Source organism: Paeniglutamicibacter psychrophenolicus, assembly GCF_030812255.1.
Lineage (GTDB): Bacteria > Actinomycetota > Actinomycetes > Actinomycetales > Micrococcaceae > Paeniglutamicibacter > Paeniglutamicibacter psychrophenolicus_A.
The window spans coordinates 99,509-121,390 of the sequence record NZ_JAUSSH010000012.1; the positions used below are offsets into that span (position 1 = coordinate 99,509).

The 21,882-nt window shown below is 66.3% G+C and carries 19 protein-coding genes; 13 read left to right on the top strand and 6 right to left on the bottom strand.

All coding sequences use genetic code 11. The features are described from left to right. The 3 genes from J2T21_RS15490 to J2T21_RS15500 form a co-directional block, all read right to left on the bottom strand. On the bottom strand, nt 1-621 hold the full coding sequence (locus J2T21_RS15490; protein WP_307582479.1) for a LysE family transporter: 621 nt from the start codon (nt 619-621) through the stop codon (nt 1-3). A 79-nt stretch (nt 622-700) separates the two neighbouring features. Beyond that, a complete protein-coding gene (locus tag J2T21_RS15495) occupies nt 701-2,191 on the bottom strand; it encodes a glycoside hydrolase family 1 protein (protein WP_307582481.1) in 1,491 nt (496 codons plus the stop codon). 176 nt (nt 2,192-2,367) lie between these two features. After that, the gene (locus J2T21_RS15500; RefSeq protein WP_307582483.1) at nt 2,368-2,832 is read right to left on the bottom strand and encodes a MarR family winged helix-turn-helix transcriptional regulator; all 465 of its coding nucleotides are present in this window, start codon (nt 2,830-2,832) and stop codon (nt 2,368-2,370) included. Nucleotides 2,833-2,957: 125 nt separating this feature from the next. Here J2T21_RS15500 and J2T21_RS15505 point away from each other — a divergent pair, with 125 nt between their 5' ends. The 8 genes from J2T21_RS15505 to J2T21_RS15540 all read left to right on the top strand — a co-directional run bounded on the left by J2T21_RS15505 (nt 2,958) and on the right by J2T21_RS15540 (nt 13,261). Beyond that, nucleotides 2,958-5,087, top strand: coding sequence for an MMPL family transporter (locus J2T21_RS15505; protein ID WP_307582536.1), 2,130 nt, complete (start codon nt 2,958-2,960; stop codon nt 5,085-5,087). 256 nt (nt 5,088-5,343) lie between these two features. Next, on the top strand, nt 5,344-7,107 hold the full coding sequence (locus J2T21_RS15510) for a DEAD/DEAH box helicase (RefSeq protein WP_307582485.1): 1,764 nt from the start codon (nt 5,344-5,346) through the stop codon (nt 7,105-7,107). A gap of 297 nt (nt 7,108-7,404) precedes the next feature. Beyond that, nucleotides 7,405-7,878 carry a hypothetical protein gene (locus J2T21_RS15515; protein ID WP_307582486.1) on the top strand — a complete coding sequence of 158 codons (474 nt, stop codon included), beginning with the start codon at nt 7,405-7,407 and terminating at the stop codon, nt 7,876-7,878. A gap of 347 nt (nt 7,879-8,225) precedes the next feature. Further along, nucleotides 8,226-10,070: a molecular chaperone DnaK gene (dnaK, locus tag J2T21_RS15520; protein ID WP_307582488.1), complete on the top strand. Its 1,845-nt coding sequence runs from the start codon at nt 8,226-8,228 to the stop codon at nt 10,068-10,070. Nucleotides 10,071-10,084: 14 nt separating this feature from the next. Then, a complete protein-coding gene (locus J2T21_RS15525; protein WP_307582490.1) occupies nt 10,085-10,642 on the top strand; it encodes a nucleotide exchange factor GrpE in 558 nt (185 codons plus the stop codon). 188 nt (nt 10,643-10,830) lie between these two features. Next, complete coding sequence (locus J2T21_RS15530) at nt 10,831-11,799, top strand: DnaJ C-terminal domain-containing protein (protein ID WP_307582492.1); 969 nt, start codon at nt 10,831-10,833, stop codon at nt 11,797-11,799. 99 nt (nt 11,800-11,898) lie between these two features. After that, entirely contained in the window at nt 11,899-12,330 is a 432-nt protein-coding gene (locus J2T21_RS15535) for a heat shock protein transcriptional repressor HspR (RefSeq protein WP_307582494.1), read from the top strand. A gap of 22 nt (nt 12,331-12,352) precedes the next feature. Then, the gene (locus J2T21_RS15540) at nt 12,353-13,261 is read left to right on the top strand and encodes an alpha/beta hydrolase (RefSeq protein ID WP_307582496.1); all 909 of its coding nucleotides are present in this window, start codon (nt 12,353-12,355) and stop codon (nt 13,259-13,261) included. A 56-nt stretch (nt 13,262-13,317) separates the two neighbouring features. Here the strand turns inward: J2T21_RS15540 and trmB are convergent, their stop codons facing one another. Together trmB and J2T21_RS15550 are read right to left on the bottom strand one after the other, a co-directional pair. Beyond that, nucleotides 13,318-14,175 carry a tRNA (guanosine(46)-N7)-methyltransferase TrmB gene (gene trmB / locus J2T21_RS15545; protein ID WP_307582497.1) on the bottom strand — a complete coding sequence of 286 codons (858 nt, stop codon included), beginning with the start codon at nt 14,173-14,175 and terminating at the stop codon, nt 13,318-13,320. Nucleotides 14,176-14,195: 20 nt separating this feature from the next. Next, nucleotides 14,196-15,734, bottom strand: a complete 1,539-nt coding sequence (locus J2T21_RS15550) for a polysaccharide deacetylase family protein (RefSeq protein ID WP_307582499.1) — start codon at nt 15,732-15,734, stop codon at nt 14,196-14,198. A gap of 196 nt (nt 15,735-15,930) precedes the next feature. On the opposite strand from J2T21_RS15550, the gene J2T21_RS15555 reads away from it, so the two are divergent. The 4 genes from J2T21_RS15555 (at nt 15,931) to clpB (ending at nt 20,706) form a co-directional block, all read left to right on the top strand. After that, on the top strand, nt 15,931-16,338 hold the full coding sequence (locus J2T21_RS15555; RefSeq protein WP_307582501.1) for a YccF domain-containing protein: 408 nt from the start codon (nt 15,931-15,933) through the stop codon (nt 16,336-16,338). 174 nt (nt 16,339-16,512) lie between these two features. Continuing rightward, nucleotides 16,513-16,980, top strand: a complete 468-nt coding sequence (locus J2T21_RS15560) for a VOC family protein (protein ID WP_307582503.1) — start codon at nt 16,513-16,515, stop codon at nt 16,978-16,980. Between the two features lie 336 nt (nt 16,981-17,316). Beyond that, nucleotides 17,317-17,889: a YceI family protein gene (locus J2T21_RS15565; protein ID WP_307582505.1), complete on the top strand. Its 573-nt coding sequence runs from the start codon at nt 17,317-17,319 to the stop codon at nt 17,887-17,889. Nucleotides 17,890-18,114: 225 nt separating this feature from the next. Continuing rightward, nucleotides 18,115-20,706, top strand: coding sequence for an ATP-dependent chaperone ClpB (clpB, locus tag J2T21_RS15570; protein ID WP_307582538.1), 2,592 nt, complete (start codon nt 18,115-18,117; stop codon nt 20,704-20,706). A 100-nt stretch (nt 20,707-20,806) separates the two neighbouring features. Here clpB and J2T21_RS15575 read toward each other — a convergent pair whose 3' ends face one another. Next, entirely contained in the window at nt 20,807-21,349 is a 543-nt protein-coding gene (locus J2T21_RS15575) for a hypothetical protein (RefSeq protein ID WP_307582507.1), read from the bottom strand. A 248-nt stretch (nt 21,350-21,597) separates the two neighbouring features. Between J2T21_RS15575 and J2T21_RS15580 the strand changes: the two genes are divergently transcribed. Then, nucleotides 21,598-21,825 (top strand): DUF3073 domain-containing protein, encoded by a 228-nt coding sequence (locus J2T21_RS15580; RefSeq protein ID WP_307582508.1) that lies wholly within the window; start codon nt 21,598-21,600, stop codon nt 21,823-21,825. The last annotated feature ends 57 nt before the right edge of the window (nt 21,826-21,882 follow it).

The following is a 21,882-nucleotide window of genomic DNA, read 5'->3' on the forward strand; positions in this document are numbered from 1 at the left end:
TCAGTGGATGAAGACCAGCAGGGCGGCGACGAAAATGAACAGGGTGCCAAAGGTCAGGTTCAGGATCCTTTGCCCGCGCTCGGTGGCGGTGAACCGGCTGAAGCTCTTGGCCGAGGCGGCAAAGAACAGCCACATCACCACGATGTCCACGGCCACGATGGTGCCGATGAAGACCAGATACTGGGGCGCCGCCGGGGCATCGAGCCGGATGAACTGCGGGGTGAAGGCCAGGAAGAACACGATGGCCTTGGGGTTGAGCAGGTTGACCCAGAGCCCGCGGCGGAACATCGAGAGGGCCGATTCGCGTCCGCGCAGGTCGATTTCCTCGCTTCCCTGCGGCTTGGCCAGGATCAGCCGCACGCCCAGGTACACCAGGTAGGCGGCGCCGGCGTAGCGGATGGCGGTGAAGAACAGCGGGGAGCGGGACACCAGCAGCCCCACGCCGGCGGCCACCACGATCACATGGATGAGCAGGGCGGCCTGTTGGCCCAGGATGCCCCACATGGAGCGGCGGAAGCCGGAGTTCAGCGAGTTGGTCATGGTGTTGATGGCCCCGGCGCCGGGGGTGAAGCTGATCAACGTGGAGGCGCCTAGCAGCGAGAGCCAAAGGGAAAGAGTCACCGGACAAGTTTAGGGGAGCGCGGGCCCCCACCCGTACCTGCCCTTCCCGGCATCCCGGCAGGTGGACGGCCGGCGAACGCTACCCCCGGCCCGGCACCCGGTGAGAGGCGGCCACCTGCGCATACCAGCGGGCCGAGGCCTTCGGGATGCGGGCCTGGGTGTCGTAGTCGACCCGCACGATCCCGAAGCGCTTGTCGTAGCCGAAGGCCCACTCGAAATTGTCCAGCAGCGACCACACCAGGTACCCGCGCACCTCGGCCCCGCGTTCCATGGCCCGGTGCACGGCCCGCAGGTGCGCATCGATGAACGCCAGCCGGTCGGCGGAGTCGTCGACAAAACCGGAGGCATCCGGTGCATCGTCGTAGGCGGCGCCGTTTTCCGTGACGACCATGGGGATCCCGGCCGGCCCGGTGTATTGCTCCTGCAGGCGCAGCAGCAATCGTTCGAGCCCCTCGGGTTGGACTTCCCAGCCCATGGCGGTGCGCGGCAGGGGCCGGTCGATGTTCCGCACCCGTTCGCTGCCCACCGCGGGGCTCCGGCGCGGGAGCCCGCGCTCGGACGCGAACACCAGTGATTGCTCGGAGGCCGGCGGGTCCTGGGGAGCGGCTACCAGCACCCCGTTGTAGTAGTTCACGCCCAGCACGTCGATGGGTGCGGCAATGGTTTCCAGGTCGTTGTCCCGGATGTGCCCGGCCAGACCGGCCCCGGCCATGTCCTCAAGGACGTCTTCGGGGTATTTGCCGCGGAAGATCGGGTCCAGGAAGACCCTGTTGAAGGAGCCGTCGATTCGCCGTGCGGCATCGACGTCCCCGGGGTGTGCCGGGTCGGCGGGATCGGCGACGGTGAAATTCAGCGTGATGCCCAATCGGTGCTCCTTGCCCGCGACCTCCCGCATCGCCTCGGTGGCCAGTCCGTGGCCCAGCAGCAGATGGTGCGCCGCGGCCACCGCCTCTTCCGGATCCGTGTGCCCCGGGGCATGCTCGCCGCCGGCATGGGAGAGGAAGGACGAACACCAGGGCTCGTTCAGCGTGGTCCAGTCCGTGACCCGGTCCTTAAGGTGCTCGAACACCGCCAGGGCGTAGTCGGCAAAGCGGTAGGCGGTGTCCCGGTTCGCCCAGCCGCCGCGCTCGCCCAGGGCCTGCGGCAAATCCCAGTGGTAGAGCGTCAGCCACGGGGAGATCCCGTGACCCAGCAGCTCGTCGACCAGCCGCGAGTAGAAGTCCAGGCCCTTGGGGTTCAGTGCCCTGTCCCCGGGCTTGATGCGCGCCCAGGAGGTGGAGAACCTGTAGGTGTCCAGGCCCAGCTCGGCCATCAGCGCCACGTCCTGCGGCATCCGGTGGTAGTGGTCGGCGGCAACCGCACCGTCATGCCCCTCGAAGACGGCGCCGGGCAGCCGGCAAAACGCATCCCAGATGGAGTCCTCCCGGCCGTCCTCGTGGCTTGCGCCCTCGATCTGGAAGGCGGCGGTTGCCGATCCGAAGCGGAATCCGGGGGGAAATTCCAGGGTGCGCGTGGAATCGAATCCGGCGGCAAGGGGATGGGGCGTGCCCGTGGTGGGGAGTTCGGTCATGGCGGGGACTGGTCCTCAACGATCATGAACGCACCAGCGTTCGGCCGACGGTTGCCACGAGCCTAGTGCGAATCCCCGCTGCGGGCCAGCGCCGGCAGGGCAGGCCGGGGCGGGCACCCCTCCCGGGCCCGGTCCGCGGCGCGCTCACCGGGACGCGGCCGGGCCAGGGGTGGCGGCTACGTGTGTTCCGCGTCGTGCCTGGCCTTGTCCACGCCGGCCGTCGCGTCGGCCATGAAGCGGGATACCAGTTCTACTTCCTGATCGGTGTAGGTGGAGATGACCTCCATCATGCTCGCCGCCAGGGGTGCGAACATGGCCCGCCCGTCGGCCTGCGCCTTCGGTGTCATCTTGACGCGGACGACGCGGCGGTCCTTGTCGATGCGCAGGCGCTCGATGTGGCCGACGCGCTCGAGCCGGTCGAGCATGGCGCTGGTGGCCGGCGAACTGAGTTGCAGGGTCCGCGAGAGGTCGCCCGGGGTGGGCGGGGTCCCGGCGCGTTCGAAGCGCATGATGACGGCCAGAGCATTCATGTCCGTGCGGTGGGTCTTGTGCCTGGACCCGGTGGTTTCGACGTAGCGGTCCGAGGCCTGGCCGAACTGCTGAAGCAGCAGGACGAGTTCGAAGGCGGCGGCGGGATCCATGGTGACCATTCTATGCCTCCACTTGTAATAGCTCCATCATGGAAATACTATTTGATGAAGACATAACGGGATGCGGATGGAAAGCCATCGGCACAACGAGGGGTTGGAACGTGGACCATCAAGTCATGGAGGTCGGGGCGGGCCCCGGCAAACCGGGAAAGAAGCCCGGTCCGGGAACGGGCAAAGCCGTTTTCCGCGCGGTGCTGGCCGTCGTGCTGGTCGCGATCTGGCTGGGTGTCGCCGGAGTGGGCGGGCCGACCTTCGGCAAGCTGGGGGATGTGCAAACCAACGACCAGGCGGCTTTCCTGCCGGCCACGGCCGAGGCGACGCGGGCCCTGGAATGGCAAGCGAAGTTCCGCACCTCCGACGCCATCCCCGCGGTGGTGGTGATTGCCGGCGAATCGGCGATCGACCAGGACCGGATCAAGGAGGTCGCCGCCTCGCTGAAGGACCTCGGGGGCCTGGACGGCGAGATCGTCGGCCCCTTCGCTTCCGAGGACGGGCTTGCGGCACAGCTGCTGGTTCCGTTGGATGGCAATGCGGAGGTCGACGCTGCGGTCGACGACCTGCGCGCGGAGCTTGCCGAGCGGGTTCCCGAGGGGACCCGCGCCTACGTCACCGGCCCGGCCGGATTCAGCGCCGACCTCGTGGAGGCCTTCGGGGGCATCGACGGGGTGCTGCTCGGGGTGGCGCTCGGCGCGGTCTTCCTGATCCTGCTGCTGGTCTACCGCTCCGTCCTGCTACCGGTCACGGTGCTGTTCACGGCCGTCGCCGCGCTGTGCGCCGCCATCCTCGCGGTGTACTTCATGGCACAGGAGGGCTGGATCAGACTCGATGGGCAAAGCCAAGGCATTCTCTCCATCCTTGTCATCGGCGCCGCAACCGACTACTCGTTGCTGCTGGTGGCCAGGCACAAGGAGGCGCTGTCCAAGGGGCAGGACCGCTGGGAGGCCGTGGTGACGGCCTGGAAGCGATCCGTGGAACCCATCCTGGCTTCCGGCGGCACCGTGACGGTGGGCCTGCTGTGCCTGCTCTTCTCGGACCTGAACTCCAACAAGGCGCTGGGCCCGATTGGCGCGAGCGGCATCGTCTTTTCCATCATCGCCGCCCTGACGTTCCTGCCCGCCGCGCTGGCGCTGCTGGGCAGGAAAGCCTACTGGCCCTTCATGCCGAAGCCCGAGGTTCGGTTGGACGCCGAGGAGCTGCCCGCGGGTCTGTGGGGACGTGTTGCCGGTTTCGTCGGTCGCCACCCCCGGCCGATCTGGGTGCTTACGGCGTTGGTGCTGGCCGCCGGTGCGCTGGGCATGACCCAGCTCAAGGCCTCCGGCGTGCCGCAAAGCGAACTGGTCTTGGGCCAGACCGATTCGCGCGACGGCCAACTCGTACTCGGGGAGCACTTCCCCGGAGGCACGGGAAGCCCGCTCTTCGCCATCGTCGATGAATCGCGCGCCGCGGACCTGTTGCCCCGGATCGAGGACACCGGCGGGGTGGCCTCGGCCTACCTCCAGGCCGCCGACGGCGGACCCGCCCTCGTGCAGGCCGGACGCGAGCCCCAAGTGGTCGGGGGACGGAGCCTGATCTCCATCACCCTGGACGACGCCGCGGACTCGGACGCCGCCAAGGCAACTCTGCTCGACCTGCGGGAGATGCTCCACGGGCAGGACCCGGAATCGCTGGTGGGCGGAACCACGGCGACGCTGGGCGACACCGCGACCACGGCGCAGGCCGACCTGGTCAAGATCATCCCGCTGATCCTCGGCGCCATCCTGCTCATCCTGATGCTGCTGCTGCGCTCGATCCTGGCCCCGGTGCTCCTGGTGGCGACCACCCTGCTGTCCTACGGAACCGCCATGGGAGTTTCCGCCTGGGTCTTCAACGGCATCTTCAACTTCGTCGGGGCCGACCCGTCCGTTCCGCTGTTCGGATTCGTGTTCCTGGTGGCGTTGGGCGTGGACTACAACATCTTCCTGATGACCCGGGTCCGGGAGGAATCCCTGGAGCACGGCACGCGTGCGGGCGTCCTGCGAGGCCTGGCCGTCACCGGTGGCGTCATCACCTCCGCGGGCGTGGTGCTGGCGGCCACGTTCGCCGCGCTGGGCATCATCCCCATCATGTTCCTTCTGCAGCTCGGATTCATCGTCGCCTTCGGCGTGCTGCTTGACACCCTGGTGGTCAGGTCGCTGCTGGTGCCGGCACTGGTCCATGATCTCGGCGGGAAAGTGTGGTGGCCAAGCAAGCTCGGGCGCACAAGGTAACGGATCTCTCGTTCGGCGAGGCCCCGGGTGCTGATAAGCTGGGTACTTGTAGATCGGTAAGGTGCGAGCACTCTGCTTGCAGCCCGAGGGTCTATGCGTCGACAGATTAGATTTCCCGATCCGCCGCATGCCTTGCTTCCTTTCGGGGGAGCGAACGCGGCCGGTCAATGTGCGCTTAGCGCCATCTTGGCTCTCTCTTTCTTCGGCGACCACGCGCGCCGAAACCGTCGTGCGAAGCTTTGAGAGAAAGTACCACGTGAGTCCTTCATTCACTTCCCTTGGCGTGCCCGCAATCTTCGCCGACGTCCTCGCGTCGCAGGGGATCGAGAGCGCATTCCCCATCCAGGAAGCCACCCTTCCCACCACCCTTAACGGTGGCGACGTGCTCGGCCGCGGCCAGACCGGCTCGGGCAAGACCCTGGCATTCTCCCTTCCGGTGGTCGCCCGCCTGGCAGCCAACCCCAAGCCGCGCAAGGCCCGCTTCCCGCGTGCCCTGATCATGGCACCGACCCGCGAGCTGGCCACCCAGATCGCCAAGGTCGTTGAGCCGCTGGCCAAGGCCGTGGACCTGCGCGTTGCCGTCGTCTTCGGCGGCGTCTCGCAGGTGCGACAGGAAAAGGACCTCAACGCCGGGGTCGACATCCTCATCGCCTGCCCGGGCCGCCTCGAGGACCTGCTCAAGCAGCGCGTCGCCGACCTCTCCCGCGTGGAGATCTCCGTGCTGGACGAGGCCGACCACATGGCCGACCTCGGCTTCCTGCCGGTCGTCAAGCGCATCCTGGACCAGGCCCCCCGCGGCATCCAGCACATGCTCTTCTCCGCCACGCTGGACAACGGCGTGGACAAGCTCGTCCAGCGCTACCTCGAGAACCCGACCGTGCACTCGGTGGATTCCTCCTCGGCCTCGGTGAACACCATGGAGCACCACGTGTTCCTGGTGTCCAACGACGACAAGAAGGAACTGGTCCGCACCCTCGCCTCCGGTTCCGGGCGCCGCATCATGTTCATGCGCACCAAGCACCACGCCAAGAAGATGGCCGTCTGGCTGTCCAAATGCGGCATCCCGACCGTTGACCTGCACGGCAACCTGAGCCAGAACGCCCGCGACCGCAACCTAGCCGCCTTCTCTGCCGGGGATGCCCGCGTGCTGGTGGCCACCGACGTCGCCGCCCGCGGCGTGCACGTTGACGGCGTCGAACTGGTCGTCCACATCGACCCGCCGGCAGAGCACAAGGCCTACCTGCACCGCTCGGGCCGCACCGCCCGCGCCGGTTCGGACGGCACCGTTGTCACCGTCGTCACCCCGGACCAGCAGAGCGACGTCAAGTCGCTGCTGAAGGCCGCAGGCATCAAGGTGCCGATGGTCAAGGTCACCCCGAACGCCCAGGTTGTTTCCGAGGTTGTCGGAGAACGTGCCGAGCCCGTTGCTTACGTTGCCCCGCAGCTGCGCAGCACCGCCAGTGTCCGCAAGGACACCCTGAACGACTCCGACGCAGCAGGCGGCCGGGGCCGTCGCCGCGGCGGCCGCGGCACCGCCAAGAGCGCCGGCGGGGAAGCACCGCGCAACCGCGACGAAAGCCGCGGCGAGCGTCGCACCGAGAGCCGCGGCGGGAACGGCGCGGCAGGACGTGGCGGCGAACGCCGCACCGAGAACCGTGGCGAAGGCCGCGGCTACGCCGCTGCAGGCGGCCGTGGCGGGGAACGCCGCAACGACGGCCGCGGCGCCTCGGCTTCGCGTGGCGGCGAGCGTCGCACCGACAACCGCGCCGATCGTCGTGTCGACGTGCGCCAGGACGACCGCGACGTAGCCCGTCGCAGCCCCGTTCCGAACCGCGGTTCGGCAGCGGCACGCAACAACTCGGGCCAGCGCCAGGGTTCGGGTGCCGGCTCCCGCCCGCGCGGCGGCAACACCATCGCCGATGCACTGGGCGCCTCCAAGGTGGAGGCCGCAACCGGTGCAGGCCGTGGACGCGGTCCGCGTCGCGCCTCGGCTCCGGCCTCGAACGGCCGCAACTTCTAGGACCGTTTCGGCCACCGCTGGTGGCCAGCCTGATCCAACACGTGGGCCCGGGAATGCAACATTCGTTGCAATCCCGGGCCCACTTGGCGTTTAAGGAACGCTCGGCGGGATTCGCGGAATCATCCCTTTGGTTGAACCCGCTGCGTTCCCGCCCCGGGGAGATCATCCTTTGGATGACCGGGCCGGGCGGGGAGAGCCAATAATCTGGTGACATGACGCCGCGGCAAGCGCCCGAATCATTTGATCGGCAGGGAGGCCGCGCAGATGACCGCGACCTGACGACTTTGGAGATCCACCTTGATTGAATCGCTGCAGCAGTTCACCGCCGAATTCCCGCCCGCGCTGCAGTGGCTCGCCGTGATGCTGGCAGCGGCCGTCCCCTTCATCGAGTCCTACTTCGGCTCGGCGCTCGGAGTGGTCATCGGGATCAACCCGGTGATTGCCGTGGCGGCCGCTGTCATTGGAAACGTCGCCTCGATGCTCCTGCTGGTCAACGGGGCCCACCTGGTGCGCCGAAAGGTTGCCAAGGAAAATTCCTCCCCGTCGGTGAAGTACGCCAAGCTGCGCTCGGCATTCGACAGGTACGGGATTGCCGGCGTAAGCCTGTTGGGGCAGACCATCCTGCCAAGCCAAATCACCTCGGCCGCGCTGGTGTCCTTCGGGGCCGCCAAGGAAAAGGTGGTCTTCTGGCAGGTCATTTCGATCATCTTGTGGGGTACGGCCTTCGGCCTGCTTGCCTACCTCGGCGTGGACCTGGTCCTGGGTCGCTGAGCCGGTTGGCCTCGCGCGACTGCCACACGCCACCTCGCAGGCCAAGCATCTCCGGGGTGTCGATCCGCGGATGCAGGCCGGCCCACCGGCACCGGCCACGGGCGTTTCCCGCATGATCTCTGCCGGCGAACAACGTTCACAGCCAACTCCAAGTTCCCCGGAATTCCGGGGAACTTGGAGTTGGTCTTGGGGGCAAATCCACGCCTCATCGGCAAAGTTGAGCCATCCTCGCTCAACTTTGAATTGACATCGATTTGACGGCGAGTAAACTTGAGTCCAGAACGCTCAACCGATGTGAATCGTGCTGGCGTTGGAACATTTTCCCAAGGTAATGAAGGAGCATCCCCATGTCACGTGCCGTAGGTATTGACCTCGGAACCACCAACTCCGTTGTATCCGTCCTCGAAGGTGGCGAGCCCACCGTCATCGCCAACGCCGAAGGCAACCGCACCACCCCGTCGGTCGTGGCCTTCGCCAAGAGCGGCGAGGTCCTGGTTGGCGACATCGCCAAGCGCCAGGCCGTGAACAACATCGATCGCACCATCGCCTCGGTCAAGCGCCACATGGGCACCGACTGGTCGGTCGCCATCGACGACAAGAAGTACACCGCGCAGGAAATCTCCGCACGTACGCTGATGAAGCTCAAGACCGACGCCGAGTCGTACCTGGGCGAGAAGGTCACCGACGCGGTCATCACCGTCCCGGCCTACTTCAACGACGCCGAGCGACAGGCCACCAAGGAAGCCGGCGAGATCGCGGGCCTGAACGTCCTGCGCATCGTCAACGAGCCGACCGCAGCAGCCTTGGCCTACGGCCTGGACAAGGGCAAGGAAGACGAGCTCATCCTGGTCTTCGACCTCGGCGGCGGAACCTTCGACGTCTCCCTGCTGGAAGTCGGCAAGGACGAAGACGACTTCTCCACCATCCAGGTGCGCGCCACCTCGGGCGACAACCGCCTCGGCGGCGACGACTGGGACCAGCGGGTCGTTGACTGGCTGCTGGCCCAGGCCAAGCAGAAGGGCGCAGACCTGTCCAAGGACAAGATCGCCCTGCAGCGCCTGAAGGAAGCCGCGGAGCAGGCCAAGAAGGAACTCTCCAGCGCCACCTCCACCAACATCTCCCTGCAGTACCTCTCGGTCACCGCCGACGGCCCGGTCCACCTGGACGAGCACCTCTCGCGCGCCAAGTTCCAGGAACTGACCGCCGACCTGCTCGAGCGAACCCGCAAGCCGTTCAAGGACGTCATCGCCGAGGCCGGCGTGAAGGTCTCCGAGATCGCCCACGTGATCCTCGTCGGCGGCTCGACCCGCATGCCCGCCGTTGTCGACCTGGTCAAGGAATTGGCCGGCAAGGACGCCAACAAGGGCGTGAACCCGGACGAGGTCGTTGCCGTGGGCGCCGCATTGCAGGCCGGCGTGCTGAAGGGCGAGCGCAAGGACGTGCTGCTCATCGACGTCACCCCGCTGTCCCTGGGCATCGAAACCAAGGGTGGTGTGATGACCAAGCTGATCGAGCGCAACACCGCGATCCCGACCAAGCGTTCGGAGACCTTCACCACCGCCGAGGACAACCAGCCCTCGGTTTCCATCCAGGTCTTCCAGGGCGAGCGCGAGTTCACCCGCGACAACAAGGCCCTGGGCACCTTCGAACTGACCGGCATTGCGCCGGCCCCGCGCGGGATCCCGCAGGTCGAGGTCACCTTCGACATCGACGCCAACGGCATCGTCCACGTTTCGGCCAAGGACAAGGGCACGGGAGTCGAGCAGTCGATGACCATCACCGGCGGCACCGCGCTGTCCAAGGACGACATCGACCGCATGGTCCGCGAGGCCGAGGAGCACGCCTCCGAGGACAAGGCCCGCCGCGAGGCGGCCGAGACCCGCAACGCCGCCGAGCAGGCAGCGTACTCGGTCGACAAGCTGATCAAGGACAACGAGGACAAGCTGCCCGAAGAGGTCAAGACCGAGGTCCAGGCCGACGTCGACGCGCTCAAGGCCGCCCTGGAGAAGCAGGACAACGACGACGAGGTCAAGACCGCGTTCGAGAAGCTGCAGGCTTCGCAGACCAAGCTCGGCGAGGCCATCTACTCGCAGGCACAGTCCGAGGGCGCTGCCGCCGCCGATGCCGAGGCCCCGAACGCCGAAGAGGACATCGTCGACGCCGAGGTCATCGACGAAGACGAAAAGAAGTAAGGGGCGCATCAACCATGTCAGAGGAAAACCACGACGAGGGCATCTCCAAGGACGAGGTGACCCCCGTTGACGAGGCCCACGATTCGGGAGACGCGTTGAGCCAGGCCGAGGCCATCCTCAACGAGGCAGCAGCCGACACCGAGGCGCCGGAGGCAAACGACAAGGAAGCCGAATTGCGCGACGACCTGTTGCGCCTGCAGGCCGAGTACGTCAACTACCGCAAGCGCGTCGAGCGCGACCGCGACGTGGCACGCGATGTAGCAGTGCAGTCGGTGTTCGTGAACCTGCTGCCGGTGCTTGACGACATCGACGCGGCCCGTGCCCACGGCGACCTGACCGAGGGCCCGTTCGCCTCGATCGCCAACAAGCTCGACGCAGTGCTCGAGGGCCTCGGCCTGGAGCGTATCGCCGAGGCCGGGGTGCTCTTCGACCCGAACATCCACGAGGCGCTGATCCAGCAGCCGCACGCGGAGATCCCGGCGGACCACGTGGCCCAGGTGCTGCGCACCGGGTTCAAGAAGGGCGAGCGCGTCCTGCGCGCAGCCCAGGTGATTGTTTCCCTCGGGGAATAGCCACCACCGGCAACGACTGCAGCAATGCACGAATTGCACCACCGTATGCGGCGGATCGCTTCGCTTCCCCTTGGGGGGAACCAGCGATCCGCCGCACACTTGGTGAAGCACCACCCACAGATTTCTGGTCCGCCGCGAATTTCCGGCGGGCCATCCACAGCGAATTTCACCACCAAAGGAGGCGCCTGATGGCAAGTCAGGACTGGGTCGAAAAGGATTTCTACGCCATTCTTGGCGTCTCCAAGGACGCCAGCGACGCGGACATCAAGAAGGCGTACCGGAAGCTTGCCCGCAAGCACCACCCGGACACCAACGCCGGGGACCCCGCGTCCGAGCGGAAGTTCAAGGACATCACCGAGGCGCACTCGGTGCTCTCGGATCCCGAGGACCGCCAGCAATACGACGCCATCCGTGCCATGGGCTCCGGGGCGCGCTTCAGCGCCGGCGGCCAAGGCGGGGCACCGGGCAACGGCGGATTCGAGGATGTCTTCTCCAACCTCTTCGGTGGCGGCGGAGGCGGAGGAAGCCGCCGCGGCGGCCAGGTGCCGCCGGAATTCGCCGACCTCTTTGGCGGCGGGGGCGGCTTCGGGGGCTTCGGTCAGCAGGCGCCGCGCAAGGGCGCGGACCGCACCGCAAGCACCACCATTTCCTTCGCCGGTTCCATAAAGGGAACCACCATCGGCCTGCGCGAGGCCAACGGCGAGGTCATCGACGTGCGGATCCCCGCGGGGATCAAGGACGGGCAGTCGGTGCGCGTGCGCGGCAAGGGATCGCCCGGTTCCGCCGGCGCCGGTGACCTGATCGTCAAGGTCACCGTCAGCCCGCACCCGGTCTTCATCCGTGAAGACAACAACATCCGCATCCACGTCCCGGTCACCTTCGACGAGGCCGCACTGGGCGGACAGATCGAGGTGCCGACACTGACCGGGGAAAGCGTCAAGGTGAAGGTCCCCGCGGGATCGGCAACCGGGCGCACGCTGCGGCTCAAGGGCCGCGGCGTCAAGACCTCCAAGGCCACCGGCGACCTGCTGGTCACCCTGGACGTGGTGGTCCCGCAGAACCTCTCCAAGGAAGCCAAGGCGGCCGTCGAGGCCTTCGCCGAGGCAACCAAGGGCGAGAACCCGCGCGAGTCCCTGGTCTCCCGCGCAAAACTCTAGACACCTCCGGGCCCCGCGCCGCCTGACCGGCGACGCGGGGCCCTTCGCTCCACCGGGATATTGGCTACGGTGGATGAAACCGGATGAAAGGCAAGGATCATGGGCACTGACCGACTAAGGCCGATCTTCGTCATTTCAGTTGCAGCCGAATTGGCCGACATGCACCCCCAGACGCTGCGCCAATACGACCGCCTCGGCCTGGTTTCCCCCTCCCGCCAGGGCGGCAAGCAACGCCGGTACTCCGAGCACGACGTGGAACTGCTCCGCGAGATCCAGCGCCTGTCCAAGGACGGGGTCTCGCTGGAAGGCATCAGGCGCATCATGGCCCTGGAAAACCAGGTCGCCGCCCTGCGCATGCGGGTTGGCGAACTGAGCAACGAGGTCTTCGCCCTGCGCAGCGCCCACCAGGCCGCGGGCCTGGGACGCGTCTTTGCCGCCGGGAGCACCGGGGACGTGGTCTCCCTGGCCCGCGGGCAGCGCCCGCGCGGCCGCAGCCAGGCCGTGGTCGTGTGGAAGCCGCGCGGCAAGTAGCCGCCGCACCGGGACACCCCCTATGCCACCGACCGAGGACTACGCCCGTCTCTCCGCCACGGCCCGGCGCCGCTTCGAGGCGTTGTGCAAGATCCGCGGACGGCTGCGCACCACCCACCGCCAGGCCCTCGACGGGACAGCCCATGCGCTGAGCCCCGGGGCCATGGACCCGGACATTCCCGCACGCCACCTGCTGTACCTGGATTTGTCCGGCCGCGAGCCGCTGGCCGCGGTTGCCGTGGGGGAGCTGGACACCGCCACGCACGTGACCTTCCAGCTTTCCGGAACCGGGATCAGGGCGCGCAACGCGATGTGGGGCAGCGTACGGGAAGCCGGGCAGCTCTACCTGGAACAACGCAAGGTCGGGATCGCCGAACCCGCGGTGGTCGCGTGGCTGGGATACCCCGCCCCGAACCTGGCCAGCGCCCTGCTGGACAATGCCGCCCGGCGGGGCCTGCATCGGCTCGGGAAGGACCTGGGCACCTTTGCCCGATTGAGGCCCGACGCCCCGCACCTGGCACTCGAAGCCCACTCCTACGCCGCCATGCTTGCCGCCCAGGTTCTTGATCCGGCATCCGGGTACGCGGTCCACGCCCAGGCGCTTGCCACCATCGGTTCGGCCGGGATTCCCCGGCACCTGTCCCGCAGCCCGGGGCGCCTGAACGTGCCGCCACACAACATCTACGAGGCCATCGCCGCGGGCGACCGACTGGCGTGGTTCGGCCGCGCGCTCTCGGGCCGCAAGCTGCTTTCCGGCCACGAGTTCAACGTCGGTGCCATCCCGGAGCTGGGACTGCATGCCGCCACCGGGCACAACACCTCCCAGCACCTGCCGGGGAATCCGGGCTCGCCCCGCGGCTACCGGGACCCCGACACGCTGTCCCTGCGCAACCTGGCGTTGATCACCACCGGGCAGCAACCGCTGGCTTAAGCACGGCGGGCGGTGCCGGAGAGAAGCCCGACACCGCCCGCAGCAACACCGACCGGCTACGGCGCCTTGCGGTAGGCGAGGTCGAAGATCATCCGGCCGGCCTTGAGCGCCTTGCCCTCGAAGCTGGTCAACGTGCGGCCCTCGAAGCGGGGAGCCCAGCCCCCACGCTCGTCGATAAATGCGGGATCCTTCTCGTCCTTCTCCAGGCCCAGGCGGCGCACCTTGGTGAGGTTGCTGTCCTCGCCGGCCAGCTCGCCGGGGTGCAGGCTGGTGAACGCGTCGGCCGCGTCAAAGACCTCGCGCATTTGCTCGGCGTAGTTGGACCAGTCGGTGGCAAGGCGGACCACGCCGCCGGGGACCAGCACGCGCTCAAGCTTCTTCACGAACGAATCCTTGATCAGGCGGCGCTTGTGGTGGCGGATCTTGTGCCACGGGTCGGAGAAGAAGATCCAGACCTCGTCGGCCGAGGCCGCCGGAAGCATCGAGTCCAGCACCTCCGGCGCGTTGGCCTGGACCGCGCGCACGTTGGTCAGCTCGTTGTTTTCCACCCGCACCATGAGCGCTGCCAATCCGGGGCGGTACACCTCGACGGCCAGGAAGTCCTTGTCGCGGTGCTCGCTGGCGGCAAAGGCCATGGCTTCGCCCAGGCCCGAGCCGATCTCCACGATCAGCGGGGCCTTGCGGCCGAAGATGGCCTCCCGATCGAACTGGTAGCCCTCGGCCACCGAGGTGTCTGCCTGCTCGCGCGGCGGCTCGATGATGTACTTTCGGGCGGTGCGTTCCCAGGCGTCGGCACGGCGGCCCTGCAGGCGGTTGCCACGGCGGACAAACGAGACTGGTTCGGATCGGTAAAAGGCGAGGTCTTCGACGGCGCGGCCGCTGACCGGCATCTTGCGCTCTGGGGGAATGCTCATGGGCTTAAGGGTAGCGAACTTCACCGGGTTGCCTTGGCGCCCTTGGCACCGGAGGCTTTTGCCGGTTGCGGGCCGCGGGCGTAGCTCTCTCCTGCCTTGAGTGCCGAATCGCCCATGAGCTCGGTGACGGTGACAAAGGTATAGCCCTTGGCGCGCAGGCCGGAAAGGATCTTGGGGACCGCCGCCACGGTGCTGGAATGGATGTCATGCATCAACACGATCGACCCCGGCGTGGTCTGGGAAATCGCGGCGTCGACGACCTTTTCGGTGTTGCGGTGCTTCCAGTCCAGGGTGTCGACGTCCCACAGGATCACCGGGGTGCTCGCGAGCCGGTCGCTGATGGAGTTGTGTGCGCCGTAGGGAGGGCGCAACAGGGTGGCGGGCTGGTCGACGGCCTTGGCGATCGCCGCGTTGGTGCGGTCAATCTCACGTTGGATCTGCGCCGAGGACAGCGAGGTGAGCGAGCGGTGGTTCCACGTGTGGTTCCCGATTTCGTGGCCCTCGGCCACCATGCGGGCCAAGATCTCGGGACGCAGCTTGGCGTTGGGGCCGATGACGAAGAACGTGGAGGGTGCGTTGCCCTCGCGCAGGGTGTCGAGCAGTTTCCCGGTCTTCGGGCCCGGTCCGTCGTCGAAGGTCAAGGCCACGCACTTTGTCGCCGTGCAGTCGACGGCACGTTGCGGTCGCCGGTTGCGATCGGCCCCCTCGGATTCCTTGCCGGCATCGTGAACGGATTCCGGACTCGTCGCCGCGACACCGCCGCCGGGTGCCTGGCTGGCCCGGTCCTGCAGCAGGCCCAGCTGCACCCGGGGACTCGGAGACGTTGCGGCCGTGCGGGCAAGGGTTCCGAACCCGGAGAGCAACGCGGCAACGTGCTCGGCATCGACCTTCACGACAATTGGGCCGGCCGAGCCGGGGCCGACGCTGTTGTCATCGAATTCCACCAGGGCGTTTCCGTACGCGTCGAAATTCACGGAGTCCAGCCAGGCGTCATCGAGGTCCAGCAGGCTCCCGACGAAAACCCTGGGATCGGCGGTTGCTGCCTGGGCGATGAACTCCTTGAACTGCGCCCAGTCCTCGTCGCTGTCAAACAAGTCCCTGGTTCCCAGTGCCGCGGGTGCGTCCTGGTTGAACCACTGTGTCACGTACCGGGTCCCGGCACCGGCGCCGGTGGACTCATAGGTGTTGACCCGGATGCCCAGGACCCGGGTGGAAACGGCCGTGAGATGGCTGCGCATGTTCAGTTCCGCCACGGGCCGTTCCCCCGTAGCCACATCCGGAACATTCGTGGACTTGAATGCATCGACCTGCTCCGTGACAAGGTCTGACTGGGACCGGGCCACCGCGGGAACGGAAGAAACCTCGAAATGCTTGGTAAAGATACGGCGGTGCTCATCGGTCGCGGTCACCGGATTCAGGTCCGGAACCAGGAACAGGGGAAGGGTGTCGGAGTTTTGGCCCTCCGAGTTGGATGACGCGTTTGCGATCTCCTGGATCGAATCCCGCGGGGACTTGGGGGATCCTGGTGCCGGTGCGCAACCTGCCAGAAGTCCGATCACGAGGAGTCCGGAAACAAGCAGGGAAGATTTTCGGGCAAACGCATACGGCATCCAATAATCTTGCCTGTTTGCCACACGCTTATCGAATCCTCGGGGCAATCGGCGCGAATCGTTAGAAAGCGTTATCAAGCACTTGGGGGACGCCTCAGGGTATTACCCCATGGCGCGGCACGGGATCATGGGCGAAGCTGGATACATGCGAAACACCCTCTCAGTGGTCCTGAACGTCATCTGGCTTGTTTTCGGCGGTATCTGGCTGGCGGCGGGATATATGCTGGCCGGCATCATTTGCTGCCTGCTCATTGTCACCATCCCCTTCGGCATTGCTTCCTTCCGGATTGCCCTTTATGCGCTGTGGCCTTTTGGGCGCACGGTGGTGGACCGAGGCCGGGTGGGAGCCTTTTCAACCATTGGAAATGTCATCTGGGTGCTGGTGGCCGGCATCTGGATCGCCATTGGCCACGTGCTGACCGCGATCCCGATGTTCGTGAGCATCGTCGGCATCCCGCTGGGCATCGCCAACCTCAAGATGATCCCGATTTCCCTCATGCCCCTGGGCAAGGAAATCGTTCCCAGCACCCAGTACATCCCCACGTACCGGTAGGCCTGCCGTCGCGAGTGGATCCGGGCAACATCCGTGGGCCGAACGAAGCCCAAGAATGAGGCACGGAAAACTTCCGCACCCGTTTTTGTCGCTGCCCCTTGAATCATGCCGAACACCTTTCTAGCCTTTGGGGGTGGGAAACAATTCCACACACAAACGGGATGGGACCATCACATGAAAGACCTGATCAACTGCCTGTGGTTTGACGGCCAGGGGCTGGACGCCGCCCGGTTCTACACCGGGATCTTTCCGAATTCCGCAATCGTCTCCCACCTCGACATGGACTCGCAGGGCAAACCGTCCAGCGAGCCGTTGACGGTGGAATTCAACCTCAACGGCCGATCCTTCGTGGCCCTCAACGGAGGGCCGCTTTTCAAGTTCAACGAGTCGATTTCCTTCCAAATCATGTGCGAGGACCAGGCCGAGGTCGACTACTACTGGGAAAAGCTCACCGCCGGAGGAGAAGAAAGCCAGTGCGGGTGGCTCAAGGACCGTTTCGGGGTGTCCTGGCAGGTGGTCCCGGTGCGGATGGTAGAACTTCTCGGCGACCCGGATCCGGAAGTCACCCGTCGGGTGACGGAGGCGTTCATGCCCATGCGAAAGCTGGATATCGCCGTGCTTGAGGCCGCCGCCCGGGGATAATCCGGTCCACGCATCGCTGATGCGCATGTTCCGGGCTACGCCGGGGTTCATTGATCCGCCAGCTGTCGACCTCCGGTCGAATGCCCGTGGCTTTTTGAAATCCTGCCCACCACCGTCTCGCCAGGCGGCGCCGGGGTTTCGTCGTGTCGCCGATCCTGCCGGCCGTGCAGCGCAGTGGAATGACCCGTGCGTCCCCGGCGGAAGCATCGGCGGTTGTTGCGCCGCGGGCCTTGGCAAAAAGTCGCGGGGAACAGGAGACGGGCGGACATTGCGTTGGTAGTGTAAGCACCAGCCGGGCGGACACGTCCACCCGTACAGCAACTACAAGGGGGACCAATGACCCAGCTCGATCCAGCCTACGCGGGGACGTGGCGATTCGATCCAGGGCACACTCGCATCGGCTTCAATGCGCGCCATGCGATGGTGACGAAGGTGCGGGGCGCCTTCAACGAGGTGGAGGGAACCGTCCACATCGACGCCGAAGACATGGGCAAATGCAGTGTCGAGATGACCGTGAAGGTCGCCAGCGTCGACACGCGCAATGCCGACCGCGACCAGCACCTGCGGACCAACGACTTCTTCGACGCACCCAAGTACCCAAACATCGTTTTCCGCTCCACGCGGATAGACCAGGTCGACGAGAACAGCTTCATCGTCAACGGCGAACTGACGATCAAGGAGACCACGCGAGAGATTGCGGTACCCCTCGAATTCACCGGCGTCGAGACCGATCCATTCGGCAACCTTCGTGCGGGCTTCGAGGGCAGCCGACGGATCGACCGCCGCGAGTACGGCGTGAGTTGGAACAAGGCGCTTGATTCCGGGGGAGTCCTGGTATCCGAACGGGTACTGCTCGAGTTCGAGATCTCCGCCATCAAGGATGCCAAGGGCGGCGCCGGAGCGGCCTAGCTTCTCCTGCCGGAAGGCCTGCTTGGGTCCCGGCCATCGGGTCCGAACCAAGCCGAACCCCACGGCACCGGCCCGTGGCCACAACTGAACCTGTATGCCGAAGCGCCGGCGACCCGTGTCCGGGTCGCCGGTGTTTTGAATTTCACGGGGAATATTGCTCGCCGGAGCATAGTTGAGTGGAGTAGACTCAAGTTTGAGTGAATGCCCAACCATGAAAGGACCAGCGTGGACACCAAGCTAACAACCAAAAGCCAGGAGGCGCTCGCCGCGTCGGGAATGAACGCCTCCACGGCCGGGAATCCCCAAGTGGAGCCGGCCCACCTGCTCAAGGCGCTGGTCGACCAGCGCGAATCGGTCGCGGTCGCCCTGTTGAAGGCTGCCGGCGTCGACCCGGACCAGGTCTCGGTCCAGGCCAGTGCCGCGATCAAGGCGTTGCCAAGCTCCTCGGGAAGCAACGTGGCGCAGGCCCAGTATTCCCGCGGGATCCTGCAGGCCATCACCGCCGCCCAGCAGGCCGCCGCGTCCATGGGGGACAGCTTCGTCTCCACGGAGCACCTGTTGCTCGGACTCAGTGAGGACACCGGGGCCGCCGGCAAGGCGCTGCGCGAAAGCGGGGCCACCCGCCAGGCCCTGGACAGCGCGCTGCCCGGTATCAGGGGCGACCGCAAGGTCAACAACCCCGATCCCGAAAACACCTTCCAGGCCCTGGAAAAATTCGGCACCGACATGACGGCCATTGCCCGCTCGGGCAAGCTCGACCCGGTGATCGGGCGTGACGCCGAGATCCGCCGTGTCGTCCAGGTACTCTCCCGACGCACCAAGAACAACCCGGTGCTCATCGGGGAACCCGGAGTCGGCAAGACCGCCGTGGTCGAGGGCCTGGCCCAGCGCATGGTGGCCGGGGACGTTCCCGAGTCGCTGCGCGGCAAGACACTGATCGCCCTGGACCTGGGCTCCATGATCGCCGGGGCCAAGTACCGCGGCGAGTTCGAGGAGCGGCTCAAGGCCGTCCTGGAGGAAATCAAGTCCTCCGACGGGCAGATCGTCACCTTCATCGACGAGATCCACACCGTCGTTGGCGCGGGAGCCTCCGAGGGGGCAATGGATGCGGGCAACATGCTCAAGCCCATGCTGGCCCGCGGCGAGCTGCGCCTGATTGGTGCCACGACGCTGGACGAGTACCGCCAGAACATCGAGAAGGATCCGGCACTCGAACGCCGCTTCGCCCAGGTCTACGTGGGGGAGCCGAGCGTGGATGACACCATCGCGATCCTGCGCGGGCTCAAGCAGCGCTACGAGGCCCACCACAAGGTCACGATCGCCGACTCCGCACTCGTGGCCGCAGCAACGCTGTCCAACCGCTACATCGCCGGACGCCAGCTCCCGGACAAGGCCATCGACCTGGTCGACGAGGCCGCGAGCCGGCTGCGCATGGAAATCGACTCCGCACCGGAGGAAATCGATGCGCTGCGTCGATCGGTGGACCGGCTGACCATGGAGGAGCTTGCCCTCGCCGGGGAGACCGACCCCGCCTCCCGCGAACGCCTCGATGCGCTGCGCGCCGACATGGCCGACAAGAAGGAGGAGCTCGATGCGCTGAACGCCCGTTGGGAGGCCGAGAAGGCCGGGCTGAACCGGGTCGGAGACCTGAAGGTCAGGCTGGACGAGGCGCGCTCGAGCGCCGAGAAGCTGCAGCGCGAGGGCGACCTGGAAAGCGCCTCGCGGCTGCTCTACGGGGAGATCCCCGCGCTGGAAAGGGAGATGAAGGACGCCGCCGCGGCCGAGGCCACTGCGGGAACGCAGGAATCGATGGTCGCCGAGGAAGTCACCGCCGACGACATCGCCGAGGTCATCTCCGCCTGGACCGGCATCCCGGCCGGGCGCATGCTGCAGGGCGAAAGCCAGAAACTGCTTGAGATGGAGGACTTCCTGGGCCACCGGCTGATCGGCCAGCGGAAGGCTGTCGCCTCGGTCTCCGATGCGGTGCGCCGTGCCCGGGCCGGAATCTCGGATCCCGACCGCCCCACCGGCTCGTTCCTCTTCCTGGGCCCCACCGGTGTGGGCAAGACGGAGCTGGCCAAGGCCCTGGCCGACTTCCTCTTCGACGACGAACGCGCGATGGTGCGCATCGACATGTCCGAGTACGGGGAGAAGCATTCCGTGGCCCGGCTGGTCGGTGCCCCTCCGGGGTACGTCGGCTACGAGGAGGGCGGACAGCTCACCGAGGCGGTGCGCCGCCGCCCCTACTCGGTGGTGCTGCTCGACGAGGTCGAAAAGGCCCACCCGGAAGTCTTCGACATCCTGCTGCAGGTGCTCGACGACGGGCGACTGACCGACGGGCAGGGACGCACCGTCGACTTCCGCAACGTCATCCTGATCATGACCTCGAACCTGGGCTCGCAGTTCATGGTCGACCAGACGCTGGAGGAAGACGCCAAGCGCGCGGCCGTGATGAACCTGGTCAACGCCTCGTTCAAGCCCGAGTTCCTGAACCGGCTGGACGATGTGATCATGTTCGACGCGCTCTCGCTGGACGAGCTTGGCTCGATCGTCGCCCTGCAGGTCGACTCGCTGGCCAAGCGCCTGGCGGGTCGCCGCCTGGTGCTGGAGGTCAACGACGATGCACGCGACTGGCTGGCCTTCACCGGATTCGACCCGGCCTTCGGCGCCCGGCCGTTGCGCCGCCTGGTGCAACGCGAGATCGGGGACCGGCTGGCCCGCCAATTGCTGCTCGGGACCATTCTGGACGGCGACACCGTCGTGGTGGGCGTCGGCGAGGACGGCAACGGGCTGTCCCTGACCTCCCGCCGCAACTAACGGTCCACGGGGAACGGCCGGTGCCCGACGCGCGAACAGCTCTTCGGGCGCCGGCCGCGTCGTGCCCGGCCTGCTTCGGCGAACGGGTCGGCAGCAAGTGTCAGGTGTTCAAACCCGCGGATTCGGAAGGCAGCATCGAGACCCGAACGCTGCCCTCGTTCAGTGACAGGAAGCAGGCGACCAGCCGGTCGCCGTTTTTCCAGGTGGCTTCGGACGGGCGCGAGAATTGATATGACCAACCCGTGTCCAGGGGGCTGGCGGGATCCAGTGCAATTGACTTGCACAGTTCCTCGGACCGCGACAGGATTCCTGCCGGTCCGGGGAACTGCTCTCCATCCATGGTGAAGGTGCCGATCAGCTGTGCATTGTGTGCGGTCAGGCAGGTCACCACAGTGGAGGTTTCCAGCGGGCCGTTGAATCCCTGAAGGCAATCGCCAACCCGCAGCTGGTCCGCCGGGACATTCGTGGCAATGACCCCGTCGATGCCGGGGGATGCGTTTCGTGTCACTTCTGGGACCGGCGCCGTGGCGTTATCCTGGCCGAAAAACCTGTTGGCTCCGTAGATGAAAATCAGCATGATTCCCAGTGCCCCGAGCAAGGCCCAAAGTGCCGGGGCGCGCCACCACGAACGCGTCTGTGACATGGCACTTAGAGCAGGAAGCGCAGCTCTTGGCTCTGGCGGTGGCGGATCAGGCAAGCAAGCTCCCGGGCGGGTGGCAGTCGACTTGGTGGACAAAATAATACTCTACCGGCGGAACGGTGGTTCCGGGCAGGCACTCGCCGCGGAATCATGTTAACCTTGAAATACGAAAGAATTAGTCACATATTCTGGGGCCTCCGCCTGATACGGGTGGACCACCTCCAGATCTACTGAAAAAAGGGGGTCACGCCATGGGGCGCGGCCGTCAGAAGGCAAAAGCGACACGACAGGCCAGGGACATGAAATATTTCTCCCCGGCCACTGATTTGTCCGCCTTGGAACGCGAGCTTGGGAAGAGCCGTGGTCACAGCACCACGGCACCAAGCCCTGTCGACGTACCCTTCGAATCCGATTATTCGGATTACGAAGACAAGTACGCTGACGATGACGACGAGGACGACCAACGGCGCATCAGCTGATGCGCCGACTCCCTGAAGTGACCCCAGAGCAATCTGTGGTTATCGGTTCTCCAATAC

Excerpts from the sequence above, each read along its gene's own strand:
- J2T21_RS15540 (WP_307582496.1), top strand. The coding sequence starts at position 12,353 with ATGCCACCGACCGAGGACTACGCCCGTCTCTCCGCCACGGCCCGGCGC.
- J2T21_RS15575 (WP_307582507.1), bottom strand. The coding sequence starts at position 21,349 with ATGTCACAGACGCGTTCGTGGTGGCGCGCCCCGGCACTTTGGGCCTTG.
- dnaK (WP_307582488.1), top strand. The coding sequence starts at position 8,226 with ATGTCACGTGCCGTAGGTATTGACCTCGGAACCACCAACTCCGTTGTA.
- J2T21_RS15530 (WP_307582492.1), top strand. The coding sequence starts at position 10,831 with ATGGCAAGTCAGGACTGGGTCGAAAAGGATTTCTACGCCATTCTTGGC.
- J2T21_RS15525 (WP_307582490.1), top strand. The coding sequence starts at position 10,085 with ATGTCAGAGGAAAACCACGACGAGGGCATCTCCAAGGACGAGGTGACC.
- J2T21_RS15555 (WP_307582501.1), top strand. The coding sequence starts at position 15,931 with ATGCGAAACACCCTCTCAGTGGTCCTGAACGTCATCTGGCTTGTTTTC.
- J2T21_RS15580 (WP_307582508.1), top strand. The coding sequence starts at position 21,598 with ATGGGGCGCGGCCGTCAGAAGGCAAAAGCGACACGACAGGCCAGGGAC.
- J2T21_RS15560 (WP_307582503.1), top strand. The coding sequence starts at position 16,513 with ATGAAAGACCTGATCAACTGCCTGTGGTTTGACGGCCAGGGGCTGGAC.
- J2T21_RS15495 (WP_307582481.1), bottom strand. The coding sequence starts at position 2,191 with ATGACCGAACTCCCCACCACGGGCACGCCCCATCCCCTTGCCGCCGGA.
- J2T21_RS15565 (WP_307582505.1), top strand. The coding sequence starts at position 17,317 with ATGACCCAGCTCGATCCAGCCTACGCGGGGACGTGGCGATTCGATCCA.
- J2T21_RS15500 (WP_307582483.1), bottom strand. The coding sequence starts at position 2,832 with ATGGATCCCGCCGCCGCCTTCGAACTCGTCCTGCTGCTTCAGCAGTTC.
- J2T21_RS15535 (WP_307582494.1), top strand. The coding sequence starts at position 11,899 with ATGGGCACTGACCGACTAAGGCCGATCTTCGTCATTTCAGTTGCAGCC.
- trmB (WP_307582497.1), bottom strand. The coding sequence starts at position 14,175 with ATGAGCATTCCCCCAGAGCGCAAGATGCCGGTCAGCGGCCGCGCCGTC.
- J2T21_RS15505 (WP_307582536.1), top strand. The coding sequence starts at position 2,958 with ATGGAGGTCGGGGCGGGCCCCGGCAAACCGGGAAAGAAGCCCGGTCCG.